Source organism: Corallococcus sicarius, from assembly GCF_003611735.1.
GTDB lineage: Bacteria > Myxococcota > Myxococcia > Myxococcales > Myxococcaceae > Corallococcus > Corallococcus sicarius.
The window spans coordinates 1-11,844 of sequence record NZ_RAWG01000305.1; the positions used below are offsets into that span (position 1 = coordinate 1).

The following is an 11,844-nucleotide window of genomic DNA, read 5'->3' on the forward strand; positions in this document are numbered from 1 at the left end:
CTCCGCGTCCCCGCGCCCGACCCTGCCGCCGTCCCGGACAAGCCCGGCGCCTCCGCGGCGATGGATCCGGAGCGGTACTGGAAGGAGCACGTCTACCAGGGCGGCGCGCGGCAGCTCACCGTGCGCGCCATCATCGCCGGGATGCTCATTGGCGCGGTGATGTGCCTGTCCAACCTCTACGTCGTCCTCAAGACGGGCTGGAGCCTGGGCGTCACCATCACCGCGTGCATCCTGGGCTTCGCGGTGTTCGGCACGCTGCGCTCGCTCAAGGTGTTGACGAAGGAGTTCACCGACCTGGAGAACAACGCCATGGGCTCCGTCGCGTCCGCGGCGGGCTACATGACGGGCGGCGGCAACATGGCCGCGGTGCCCGCGCTCCTGATGCTCACCGGCACGCTGCCGTCGTCCGGCTGGCTGATGGTGTGGTTTGGCGTCATCTCCGCGCTGGGCGTCTTCGCGGCCATCCCCATCAAACGCCAGCTCATCAACATCGAAGCGCTCCCGTTCCCCACCGGCACCGCCACCGCGGAGACCATCCGCGCCCTGCACGGCCACGGGGCGGTGGCGCGCAGCAAGTCGCGCCTGCTGGGCGTCGCGGGGCTCGTGGGCGCGCTGCTGGTGCTGGTGCGCGACGCGCGCTTCACCTGGCTGAAGAACCTGCCGGAGAAGATGAGCCTGCCGTTCACCATCCAGGGCCGCGAGGCCGGCAAGTGGTCGCTGTCGTTCGACTTCAGCCTGCTGCTCATCGGCGCGGGCGCGCTGGTGAGCTTCCGCACCGGCTGGTCCATGCTGCTGGGCGCCTTCCTCACCTACGGCTTCCTCGCGCCGGAGATGGTCTCCCGGGGCGTCATCCCGGACGTGACGTACAAGGCCATCAACACCTGGGCGCTGTGGACGGGCGCCGCGGTGCTGGTGTCGTCGGGCCTCCTGTCGTTCGCCTTCCAGTGGAAGAGCGTGGTGCGCTCCTTCTCCGCGTTGGGCGGGCTCGTGGGCCGCAAGCCGAAGGAGGGCACGAGCGAGGATCCGCTGGCGGACATCGAGTGTCCCCCGGCCTGGTTCCCCCTGGGCTTCGTGCTGCTGGGCCCGGTGGCCGTCTTCCTGATGGCGTACCTGTTCCAGATTCCGTGGTGGGCCGGCGTGCTCGCGCTGCCGCTGGCGGTGGTGATGGGCGTCATCGCGTCGCGCGTGACGGGGGAGACGGACACCACGCCCACCAAGGCGCTGGGCCCCGTCACCCAGCTCATCTTCGGCGCGCTCGCCCCGGGCAACCTCCCCGCCAACATCATGAGCGCCAACGCCACGGGCGGCGTGGGGCTGCACTCCGCGGACCTGCTCACGGACCTGAAGTCCGGGTGGCTGCTGGGCGCGGCGCCGCGTCAGCAGTTCTTCGCGCAGCTGTTCGGCGTGGTGGCGGGCTCCGTCGTCATCGTGCCCGTCTTCAACCTGCTGGTGCCGACCGCGGACGTGCTGGGCTCGGAGCAGTTCCCCGCGCCCGCGGCCATGGTGTGGGCGGGCGTGTCCAAGATGCTCGCCACCGGCGTGGCCGCGCTGCACCCCACCGCGCGCGTGGGCGCCCTGTGCGGAACGGCCCTGGGCGTGGCGCTGGTGCTGCTGGATCGCTGGGCCCCGGCGAAGGCGAAGGCCTTCATCCCCTCCGCGCCCGGCCTGGGGCTGGCCATCGTCATCCCCGGCTCCAGCTCCATCAGCCTCTTCGTGGGCGCGGCGCTGGCCGCGCTGCTGCGCCGGACGAAGCCGAAGCTGGCCGAGGATGCGGTGCTGCCCGTCAGCTCCGGCTTCATCGCGGGCGAGAGCCTGCTGGGCATCGCCATCGCGATGGTGAAGGCCTTCGGCTTCATGCCGAAGTAGCCGGCGGGCGCTTTCTTCAGTCCACCTTGCTGGTGGCCCAGGACAGGCCCGCGACGAAGCGGAAGGTGGGCGTGTCGAAGCCCGCCCCCACGCCCGGGCCGCCCATCACATACAGGTCCAGGCTGGACAGGGCATGGCGGCGGATGGCGATGAGCAGCTCCGCCCCCACGCGGCCCCCGTTGAGCGGCACGCCCGCCAGCACGCTCACCTCGCCGCGCGTCACGTCGCCCCCCAGCGACGTCACCGTGGCGCCCAATCGCAGCTCATTGCCCACCACGTCGGCCGGATCATAGGACACCGACTGCAGGTCGTGGCGCTTGCGCAGGAACACGCCCGCCTCGCCGCCCACCTGGAAGCCATCACCCACGTAGCCCAATTGCAGACGCGGCTGCCACGCGTAGGCCTCGCGCGCCTGCGCCGTGCTGCTGCCCACGGGCAGGCCCGCCGTCAGCTCCACTGCCACGTTGAGCGGCGCGCCCTTCGTCTGGCGCAGCAGGGCCGCGCGCGCGCTCAGCCAGGGCGTGGCGAGCCCTCCCGTGCGGGGCGGCGCGTACCGCAGCGTGGGCTTTCCCCCCTGCGTCAGGATGAAGGGCAGCTCCGCCCCCACGTCCAGCCACGACAGCACGCCGTAGCCCAGCGTCAGGTGCGCGGTCATCTTGTTCTCGACGAGGCCCGTGCCATCCCCCGGCTCCCAGCGCGTCTGGAAGTGCAGGGGCAGGTGCTCGTAGTGGTAGTTCAATCCCACCCGCAGCTGGCCCGGCGCCAGCGTCCGTCCCGTCCCCACCACCAGCGAGCCCAGCGCGGACGCGTCCAGCTTCAACCGCTGCAGGTCGAACACGGGCAGCGGCTCTTTGGGACCGCTCTCCAGGGCGTGGGCGGGGAGGGGCAGGGTGAAGAGCGCTGCGGCAGCGGCGGCGAGCACGGGGGCCGGACGGAACACGGGACAGCTCCTGAGACAAAGGACGCGAGGCGCGACTCTAGTCGGAGTCCTCATGCTCAAAAATCATGCAGCGGAACGGCAAGAAATCGTTCCCAGGCGCAACGATTCGCGGTTTCCAAGGCAATGCGTCAGGCCGGGCCGGCCGCCAGGTCCTGCAATTCCTGCCATCTTGCATAGAGCCGGTCCACTTCAGCGCTGGCGGCTTCCAGCGTCTGCTGGAGTTCGGCCGCCTTGGCCCCGTTGCTGTAGACGTTCGGGTCGGCGAGCTGGGCCTCCAGGCCCGCCTTGCGCTTCTCGGCGGTCTCGATGGTGGCCTCCATGCCGTCCAGCTCACGCTGGTCCTTGTAGGAGAGCTTCACCGTCTTCTTCGGCGCGGCCTTGGCGACGGGCTCCTGGCGGGGCGGTTCGTCCTTCCGGGCGTCGTCCTTCTTCTTCTGCTGGGTGGCCTTGAGGGCGGCGGCCTGGGACTGCTCGCGCAGCCGCTTGTACATGTCGTAGTTGCCCTCGTAGCGGGTGACCTTGCCGTTGCCGTCGAAGCTGAGGATGGCGGTGGCCACCTTGTCGAGGAAGTAGCGGTCGTGCGTGACGAGCAGCGTGCTGCCGGCGAAGTCCAGGAGCAGCCGCTCCAGGATGTTGAGGGTGACGATGTCCAGGTCGTTGGTGGGCTCGTCCAGCACCAGCACGTTGGCGCCCTCCAGGAACAGGCGCGCCAGGAGCAGCCGGTTGCGCTCGCCGCCGGACAGCGCGCCCACCTTCATGCGTTGCATGGGCACCGGGAAGAGCAGGTCCTCCAGGTAGTCGCGCAGGGCCACCCGGCGGTCCGCCAGCTCCACGTGGTCCTCGCCGTTGGAGGCCGCGTCGTACACCGTCTGTTCGGGGTCCAGCTGGGCGCGCTGCTGATCGTAGTAGGCGACCTTGGTGTTCTTCCCGATGACGAGCTTCCCCTCGTCCGCCGGGATTTCGCCCAGCATCACGCGCAGGAAGGTCGTCTTGCCCACGCCGTTGGGCCCGAGGAAGCCCACGCGCTCGCCGCGCTGGAGCCGGAAGTCCACGCCGTCCAGCACCTTGCGCTCGCCAAAGGACTTCTTCAGCCCTTCGGCCTCGATGACGGTGTGGCCCAGCCGGGGCGCCGCCACCACGCGCAGGTCCGCCACCTTGGGACGCTGGAAGCCCTTCTCCGCCAGGAGCTTCTGCGCCCGCTCGATGCGCGCCTTGCTCTTGGTGCGTCGCGCCTCGGGGCCCTTGCGCAGCCAGGCCACCTCCTGGGCAATCCAGCGCCCGCGCTTGTGCTCCGCCGTCTCCGCGTTCTCCTGGGCGACGAGCTTCTGCTCCACGTAGGCCGCGTAGTTGCCGGGATAGGAGACGAGCCCGCCGCCGGGCTGGATTTCGACGATGCGGTCCACCAGGTCGTCCAGGAAGTAGCGGTCGTGCGTCACGAGCAGCAGGGCGCCGGGCAGCTTGTCCAGCTCGTCCTCCAGCCAGTCCACCGTGTCCGCGTCCAGGTGGTTGGTGGGCTCGTCCAGGAGCAGCAGGTCCGGGCGCGTGAGCAGCGCGCGCGCAATGGCCACGCGCTTGCGCAGGCCGCCGGACAGCTGCGACACCGGCCGGTCCCAGTCCTTCACGCCCAACCTGTCGAGCAGCATCTTCGCGTGGTGCTCCGTGTCCCAGCCGCCCGCCTGTTCAATGCGGTCGCTGAGCACGGACAGCTGCTCCAGCATCTTCTCGGTGGCGTGGGCGGGGTCCGCCTCCAGCTTGCGCGACAGCTCCGTGTGCGCGTCCAGGGCCGCCTTGAGCGGGGCCTGGGACACGGCCAGCTCGCTCTGCACCGTGGCGCCCTCCGCGAACTCTGGCTCCTGGGGCAGGTAGGTGACGCGGGCGCCCCGGCGCAGTTGCAACTCGCCCAGGTCCGGCTTGGAGGCGCCGGCCAGTATCTTCATCAGCGAGGACTTGCCGGAGCCATTGACGCCCACGAGGCCCACGCGCTCACCCTCTTCGATGGTGAAGGTGAGGCCCTCGAAGACGGTGCGGCTGCCGAAGGCGAGCTGGACGTTGGCGGCACGGAGCAGCGTCACGGAAGGAGACTCCTTGAAGGGGGATGCGAAAGCGAAAGGGCGCCCCCCACTCAAGCGGGGAGCGCCCTTCCTACTGCCAGAGCGGCGTCAGGGAAGCCCGGACTACTTGCGGGCGGCCTGGTCCGCGGCCTGCTTCTCCTTGTACGTCGCCATCAGTGCCTCGGCCTCGTTCTTCGGCACCTGCGAGTACCGGGCGAACTCCATCGTGAACTCGCCCTTGCCCTGGGTCGCGGAGCGCAGGTCGGTGGAGTAGCCGAACATCGTGTTGAGCGGCACCTCGGCCACGGCCGTGAGGTAGCCCTCGGCCGTCTCCGTGTTGAGGATGGTGCCGCGGCGCTGGTTCAGCTGACCGACGACGGAGCCCTGGAACTCCTCCGGCGCGCTGACCTCCACCTTCATGACGGGCTCCAGGATGATGGGCTTCGCGGCGGAGTAGCCCTCGCGGAAGCCCATGATGGCGGCCGTCTTGAACGCGTTTTCAGACGAGTCGACCGCGTGGAAGGCGCCGTCGTTGATGACCACGCGCAGGCCCACCACGGGGAAGCCGATGAGGCTGCCCTTCTTCACGGCCTCGGCGAAGCCCTTGTCGCACGCGGGGATGAACTCGCGCGGGATGGAGCCACCGACGATGTCGTCCACGAACTCGTACTGCTGCACGGCGTCCGAGGGCAGGGGCTCCACGTAGCCGCACACGCGCGCGAACTGACCGGAACCACCGGTCTGCTTCTTGTGCGTGTAGGCGAACTCGCCCTTCTGGCTGATGGTCTCGCGGTACGCCACCTGCGGCTTGCCGGCCTTCACTTCGCAGTCGTACTCGCGCTTCATGCGCTCGATGTAGATTTCCAGGTGGAGCTCACCCATGCCGCGGATGATGGTCTGCCCGGACTCCTCGTCGCGCGACACGCGGAAGGTGGGGTCTTCCTTGTTGAAGCGGTTGAGCGCCTTGGAGAAGTTGGTCGACTTGGCGCGGTCCTTCGGCTCCACGGCCAGCGAGATGACGGCGTCCGGGACGAACATGGACGTCATCGTGTAGTTCACGGTGCCGTCGGTGAACGTGTCGCCCGACGCGCACTCGATGCCGAACAGCGCGACGATGTCGCCCGCGGTGGCCTCGCTGACGTCGTTCATCTGGCTGGAGTGCATGCGCACGATGCGCGGCACCTTGACCTTCTTCTGGTTCACCTGGTTGACGATGAAGTCGCCCTTGGTGACGCGGCCCTGGTAGATGCGCATGTACGTGAGCTGCCCGTACCGGCCGTCCTCCAGCTTGAACGCGAGGCCGACGAAGGGCTTCTCCGGATCCGACTCCAGGATGATCTTGGCCTCGTTGTTCTTCTGGTCGAGGGCCTCGTTGGTCGCTTCCTTGGGGTTCGGCAGGTAGCTGCACACCGCGTCGAGCAAGAGCTGCACGCCCTTGTTCTTGTACGCGGAGCCGCACATCACCGGCGTCATCTTCAGCGCGATGGTGGCGCGGCGGACGGCCTCACGCAGCTGCTTCTCCGTGATGGAGTCCGGGTCCATGAGGAACGCCTCGCCCAGCGCGTCGTCGACGTTGGCGACGCCTTCGATCATCTCCGAGCGGCGCAGCTCGGCCTCGTCCTTCATGTCCGCGGGGATGGCCTCCTCACGGATGTGCTCGCCGTTCTCGCCGTCGAAGTAGTACGCCTTCATCGACAGCAGGTCGATGAGGCCCTGGAAGCGGTCCTCCGCGCCGATGGGGTACTGGAGGCGCACCGCGTGGTGGCCCAGCTTCTCCTTCAGTTGCAGGGCAACGCGGTCGTAGTTCGCGCCAGCGCGGTCCATCTTGTTGATGAACGCGATGCGCGGAACCTTGTAGCGCTTCATCTGGCGGTCCACCGTGATGGACTGCGACTGCACGCCCGACACCGAGCAGAGCACCAGGATGGCACCGTCGAGGACGCGGAGCGCGCGCTCCACCTCGATGGTGAAGTCCACGTGTCCCGGCGTGTCGATGAGGTTGATGTTGTAGTCGCCCCACATCGCGTACGTGGCGGCGGACTGGATGGTGATGCCCTTCTCACGCTCCAGGTCCATCGAGTCCATGATCGCGCCCACGCCGTCCTTGCCGCGGACCTCGTGGATCTCGTGGATCTTGCCCGTGTAGAACAGGATGCGCTCGGAGAGCGTCGTCTTGCCCGAGTCGATGTGGGCAGAGATACCGATGTTACGAATCTTCTCGATGGTTGCGCTGGTGGCCACGATCCGGTCCTTCTTCTATTGAAAAAATTGCCTGAGGGAACAGAGCAGGCGGGGCCCTTACTTCCCACAGGTCTCAGTTACCAGACAAATCCGCATGGCGCGGGGCGTACATCCGCCTACGTTCCGCTCGCCATTTCCGCCTGAGGCTTCATAACAATGAGTGCGAGCGAAAACTTCTCCCTGGCCCGCGCCTGGCTGCGCGCCTTCAACGCCCACGACGTCACGGCCCTGGTGGCCCTGTACGCGGAGGATGCAACGCATACCTCGCCCAAGATTCGCGTGCTGCATCCTGAGACGGGGGGGCGCCTGGTGGGCCGGCCGGCCCTGGAGCGGTGGTGGAAGGACGCCATCGCCCGGCTGCCGGGCCTGCGGTACGAGGAGACGGCCCTCACGGCGGATGGGGACCGGGTGTTCATGGAGTACCTGCGCCACGCCCCCAACGAAGCGCCCCTGCCGGTGGCGGAGGTGTTGGACATCCGGGGTGGCCTCATCGTCGCGTCGCGCGTCTACCACGGATAAGGTGCCCCCCATGGCGAACCCCATCAGCTTCGACCGGGACTTCGGATACCTGCTGCCCTTCATGGACAAGGTGGCGTCAGCGGCGTCGGATCTGCCGGACGCCTCCGCGCGCCAGGAGCTGGTGCAGCTCATGGCGGAGGAGAAGGTGCGCTGGGAGCGGATCCGCTCGCTGTTGCAGGGCGCCCCGGGCCGGGGTGGCTCCGCCGGGGCGGCCCGCGAGTCCCTGCGGCTTCCCACCGAGGCGCCCCCGCTCGCGCGGGTGTCCGCGGACGGGGTGAACCGGGTGGCCCGAAGCGAGGCGGGCTTCACGGTGGGCAGCCTCAAGACGACGCGCTGAAGCGCGCGGCGGCAGTGGATCAGGCGCTGCTGATGCGCACCTGGTCCAACGCGTCGTAGGTGGCGGCCTTGTAGGCCTCCGACAGCGTCGGGTAGTTGAAGCACGTTTCTACGAACAGCTGCGCGGTGGACCCGGTGAGCAGCGCGGTGAGCCCCACGTGCACCAACTCCGAGGCCTGTTCGCCCAGCACGTGGACGCCCAGCAGCTTCAGGTCGTCGCGGTGGAAGAGCAGCTTCAAGAGGCCCTGCTGCTCGCCGATGATCTGCCCGCGCGGATTGTTGTCGAAGGTGGCCCGGCCGACGACGTAGGGGACGCCGCGCGCGCGCAGGGTCTCCTCGGTGTCGCCCGCCATGGACACCTCCGGGATGGTGTAGATGCCGTAGGGCAGGATGGGCGTGAGGGTGCGCTTGCCGGACCCGAAGGCGTGCTCCACCGCGATGCGGGCCTGCTCCATGGACGTGGAGGCCAGCGCCGGGAAGCCGATGACGTCCCCCACCGCGTAGATGTGCGGCACGGACGTCTGGTACGCGAGCCCCACTTCAATCTGCCCGCGCTTGCCCTGCTTCACGCCCAGCGCCTCGATGCCCAGGCCCGCGGTGTTGGCGGTGCGGCCGGAGGCCACCAGCACCTGGTCCGCCTCCAGCACCTCGCCCAGCGTCAGCTTCAGGCGGATGGGCTCATCGTGGGACTCGGGGACGTGCGCGGTCTCCACCACCTGGCCCAGGCGCAGCCGGACGCCCAGCGACTCCATGCAGTCGCGCAGCAGCTGGCCCACCTCCGCGTCCAGGAAGGACAACAGCTCGTTCTTCACCTCCACGAGCGTCACCGGGATGCCGAGCGCGGCGAACATGCACGCGTACTCGCAGCCGATGACGCCACCGCCCACCACCACCAGCGTGCGGGGCAGGGTGGTGATGTCGAGGATCTCATCCGAGTCGTGCACGCGCGGGTCGCCGAAGGGGTACAGCGGCGGGCGGTAGGGCGCCGAGCCCGTGGCGATGAGGGCGGTGGAGGCGGCGAGCGTCGCCACCACGGTGCCCGCGTGGGTCACCTGCACGGTGTGCGCGTCCAGGAAGGAGCCGGAGCCCTGGAGCACCGTCACGCCGTGGCGCTGGAGGTTGCGGTGGATGCGCTCGCGCTCCATCTGCTTCACGCGGCGCTCGCGGAAGAGGAAGTCGGAGACCGTGGCCTCGTGTCGCAGCGTGGCGTCCACGCTGTAGAGGCCGCGCGCCTTGAAGCCGGACAGGTGCAGCGCCGTCTCCCGGAGCGTCTTGGAGGGGAGGGTGCCGGTGTTGGCCGCGGTGCCACCGAGCACCGGCTCGCGCTCCACCACCGCCACGCGCTTGCCCGCGAGCGAGGCCTGCACCGCGCCCCATTCTCCGGCCGGTCCGGAGCCGATGACCACCAGGTCGAAGTCCGCCATGGGCCGCACCCTATCCGTTCCACGCTCGGGCGCTACACCGGGAAGTCCGCCCCGTAGGCTCCGGACTGGAACCCGGGCGGGTCCGCACGTCCCTCAGGCGTCCTCGGTCTCCGGAGCCGTGGGGGACGCGGCGGTGGCGGGCGCCCGGCCGGTGTAGTGCAGCTTCTCGCGGACCTCCGCGTCGGTGAGCAGCCGGAAGCCGCCCTCGGGCAGGTCGCCCACGGTGATTTCGCCGACGGCCTCCCGGTGGAGCGCACGGGCGGGCAGGCCCACGGCGCCCAGCATCCGCTTCACCTGGTGGTGGCGCCCTTCGGTGAGCGTCACCTCCACGGTGTGCTCGTCGCGCACGCGCACGACGGCGGGGCGGGCGGGGCCGTCATCCAGGGGCATCCCCTCCCGCAGCGGGGCCACGCGCTCCTCGTCCGCGGTGCTGAACACCGTGGCCACGTAGCGCTTGGGCAGCAGCGTCTCCGGGGAGGTGCAGTGGGCCACCAGCTTGTCGTCGTTGGTGAAGAGCAAGAGGCCCGTGGTGTCCACGTCCAGCCGGCCCACCGCGTGCCACGTGTACGAGGCGAGCTCCGTGGGCAGCTGGGGCAGGAGGACCTCGAACACGGTGCCCGTGCGGTGCTGGCGCGCGGTGGAGGACAGCACGCCCGCGGGCTTGTGGAAGGCGAGCACCAGCGTGGGCGCGACCTTGCGCACCGGCAGGCCGTCCACCTTCAGCACGGCGTCCGGAGGCACGGGGCTCAGGTGCGTCTTCACCACGTGGCCGTTGATGCTCACCCGGCCCGCCTTGATGGCGGCCTCCGCCTCTTTCTGGGGCATCGCACCCGCGCGGGCCAACGCCCGGGACAGCCAGTCCGGCTTCTCCTTGCCCTCCCAGCGGTTGGGACGGGGAGGGGACTTCGGCGGCCGTTCGGGCTTGCGAGGCATGGGCGCGGCACTGTACCCGCGTGGCGGACTTCCGCGCGGGCTTACTTCCGGTTCGGGCGGGCCGGATCCTCACCCTCGGCGGATCCCGGCGTCTTGCCAGGCTCGCCATAGGGCATGCGGTGGCCCTCCTGCTCGTCCCCTCCGGCCTCGGCCGTCCTGGGCGTGCGGCCGGGCGACTCCTCGGGGGTCGCTTCGGAGGGAGCCTTCCGGGAGGGGCCCGCGCCGGGCTCGGTGCCTCCCACTTCCATCGACTCGTAGGGCATGTGGTCCACGCGAGGTTCCTCCCATCCTGGGTGTGAGATGTGACGGTTCCTGGGAAGCTAGGGACGCTTGCGCGACATGCCTGGACGGGAGGGATGCCTTCCTGCCTGCTCAGTCGTCGGCCTCGGGGGCGCCGGGCTCGGTGGACCCGGCGGGGAAGTGCTTCCGCACGGTGTGCAGCGCGGCCAGCCACAGCCGGGCCTCGTTGCGCGTCAGGCGCGAGCGGCGCAGGGGTGCGAACAAGTCTCGCACCGCCGTGCGCCCGGGCTGCTCATCCACGAGGAAGCCGCCGGTGGTGAGCAGCGTCTCCAGCGTGGCCTCCACCCGCGCCAGCTCCGCGTCCGTGGCGGCCAGGGGCAGGGGCCCGGGCGGCGGCGCGCTGCCGGCGAGCACCGCCATCCGCACCTCGTAGGCGTAGAGCAGCACCGCCTGCGCCAGGTTGATGGACGGCTGCTCCGGCGCGGTGGGCACCGCGGACAAGTCATGGCAGCGCTCCACCTCCGCGTTGGTGAGCCCGCTGCGCTCATCCCCGAAGACGAGCGCCACCGGCCCCTGGGCGGCCCTCGCCACCAGCTCCTCGCCCACGGCGCGGGGCGACAGGCGGCGCTTGCCCTCCACCTTGCGGGAACTGGTGCCCACCACCCAGACGCAGTCGGACACCGCCGCCTCCAGCGTGTCCGGCCGCTTCACGCCCTCCAGCACGTCCTCCGCATGCACCGCGAGGCGTCGCGCGGGACCCAGGTCCTCCACCTCGGGCGTCACCCAGGCCCAGTCGGACAGGCCGCAGTTCTTCAGGGCGCGCGCGGCGGCGCCCAGGTTCTCCGCGTTGCGCGGGCGCATGAGGACGAATCGGACGGGCAGCACCATGGGGTGCGTTCTACCGCCCCGCCCCGCGCGTGGGGGCCCCAGTTGACCGCCGAGGTGTTCCACGGCCAGTCTGCGCGCCGGAATCCCGCGTCCCGCACGCGTCCGAGGCCACCTGGGTGTGGCCGCACGGACACCCTGCGGGCCCGCGGACGCGCATGGGGGAGCGCCGGCACGTGGTCGCCGGGCCGCACTTTCCGTGCGCCTCCGAGACGCGCCACGCACGGCACGCGGAATGAAATCGGTCCCGCCGAAACCCCCTGGAGGCATCATGTCCCCGCAGTCCGCTGTCCCGCCGAAGCCCCCGCGCGCACCCCGTGCCCGCTGGCTGCTGTCGGCGTTCCTGGTGAGCGCGCTGCTCGCCGGCTGCAAGCAGGAACCCGCGTCCCCGACGCCCGCCACCTCCACC

Annotated in this window: 10 protein-coding genes; 3 read left to right on the forward strand and 7 right to left on the reverse strand. The window is 70.0% G+C overall.

The window, feature by feature from the left end:
- The first annotated feature begins 60 nt into the window (after positions 1–60).
- Complete coding sequence (locus D7X12_RS33130) at positions 61–1,866, forward strand: OPT family oligopeptide transporter (RefSeq protein ID WP_120629231.1); 1,806 nt, start codon at positions 61–63, stop codon at positions 1,864–1,866.
- 16 nt (positions 1,867–1,882) lie between these two features.
- Here the strand turns inward: D7X12_RS33130 and D7X12_RS33135 are convergent, their stop codons facing one another.
- From D7X12_RS33135 to fusA, 3 genes are all read right to left on the reverse strand, one after another.
- Complete coding sequence (locus D7X12_RS33135) at positions 1,883–2,806, reverse strand: flagellar motor protein MotB (protein ID WP_120629223.1); 924 nt, start codon at positions 2,804–2,806, stop codon at positions 1,883–1,885.
- Between the two features lie 128 nt (positions 2,807–2,934).
- Positions 2,935–4,878: an ABC transporter ATP-binding protein gene (locus tag D7X12_RS33140; RefSeq protein WP_120629224.1), complete on the reverse strand. Its 1,944-nt coding sequence runs from the start codon at positions 4,876–4,878 to the stop codon at positions 2,935–2,937.
- A 102-nt stretch (positions 4,879–4,980) separates the two neighbouring features.
- Positions 4,981–7,098 (reverse strand): elongation factor G, encoded by a 2,118-nt coding sequence (gene fusA / locus D7X12_RS33145; RefSeq protein WP_120629225.1) that lies wholly within the window; start codon positions 7,096–7,098, stop codon positions 4,981–4,983.
- Positions 7,099–7,254: 156 nt separating this feature from the next.
- On the opposite strand from fusA, the gene D7X12_RS33150 reads away from it, so the two are divergent.
- Positions 7,255–7,617: a nuclear transport factor 2 family protein gene (locus tag D7X12_RS33150; RefSeq protein ID WP_120629226.1), complete on the forward strand. Its 363-nt coding sequence runs from the start codon at positions 7,255–7,257 to the stop codon at positions 7,615–7,617.
- A gap of 10 nt (positions 7,618–7,627) precedes the next feature.
- On the forward strand, positions 7,628–7,954 hold the full coding sequence (encD, locus tag D7X12_RS33155; protein ID WP_120629227.1) for an encapsulin nanocompartment cargo ferric reductase EncD: 327 nt from the start codon (positions 7,628–7,630) through the stop codon (positions 7,952–7,954).
- Positions 7,955–7,973: 19 nt separating this feature from the next.
- Here the strand turns inward: encD and sthA are convergent, their stop codons facing one another.
- The 4 genes from sthA to D7X12_RS33175 all read right to left on the reverse strand — a co-directional run bounded on the left by sthA (position 7,974) and on the right by D7X12_RS33175 (position 11,438).
- Positions 7,974–9,377 (reverse strand): Si-specific NAD(P)(+) transhydrogenase, encoded by a 1,404-nt coding sequence (gene sthA / locus D7X12_RS33160; RefSeq protein ID WP_120629228.1) that lies wholly within the window; start codon positions 9,375–9,377, stop codon positions 7,974–7,976.
- A gap of 93 nt (positions 9,378–9,470) precedes the next feature.
- Positions 9,471–10,310 carry a pseudouridine synthase gene (locus D7X12_RS33165; protein ID WP_120629229.1) on the reverse strand — a complete coding sequence of 280 codons (840 nt, stop codon included), beginning with the start codon at positions 10,308–10,310 and terminating at the stop codon, positions 9,471–9,473.
- A gap of 41 nt (positions 10,311–10,351) precedes the next feature.
- Positions 10,352–10,573 (reverse strand): hypothetical protein, encoded by a 222-nt coding sequence (locus D7X12_RS33170; protein ID WP_120629232.1) that lies wholly within the window; start codon positions 10,571–10,573, stop codon positions 10,352–10,354.
- A gap of 109 nt (positions 10,574–10,682) precedes the next feature.
- Entirely contained in the window at positions 10,683–11,438 is a 756-nt protein-coding gene (locus D7X12_RS33175) for an RNA methyltransferase (RefSeq protein ID WP_120629230.1), read from the reverse strand.
- Positions 11,439–11,844 lie beyond the last annotated feature (406 nt).

Bases quoted from the DNA above. Each gene is read 5' to 3' on its own strand.
- D7X12_RS33130 (WP_120629231.1), top strand. From the start codon at position 61: ATGGATCCGGAGCGGTACTGGAAGGAGCACGTCTACCAGGGCGGCGCG.
- D7X12_RS33150 (WP_120629226.1), top strand. From the start codon at position 7,255: ATGAGTGCGAGCGAAAACTTCTCCCTGGCCCGCGCCTGGCTGCGCGCC.
- encD (WP_120629227.1), top strand. From the start codon at position 7,628: ATGGCGAACCCCATCAGCTTCGACCGGGACTTCGGATACCTGCTGCCC.
- sthA (WP_120629228.1), bottom strand. From the start codon at position 9,377: ATGGCGGACTTCGACCTGGTGGTCATCGGCTCCGGACCGGCCGGAGAA.
- D7X12_RS33165 (WP_120629229.1), bottom strand. From the start codon at position 10,310: ATGCCTCGCAAGCCCGAACGGCCGCCGAAGTCCCCTCCCCGTCCCAAC.
- D7X12_RS33170 (WP_120629232.1), bottom strand. From the start codon at position 10,573: ATGCCCTACGAGTCGATGGAAGTGGGAGGCACCGAGCCCGGCGCGGGC.
- D7X12_RS33175 (WP_120629230.1), bottom strand. From the start codon at position 11,438: ATGGTGCTGCCCGTCCGATTCGTCCTCATGCGCCCGCGCAACGCGGAG.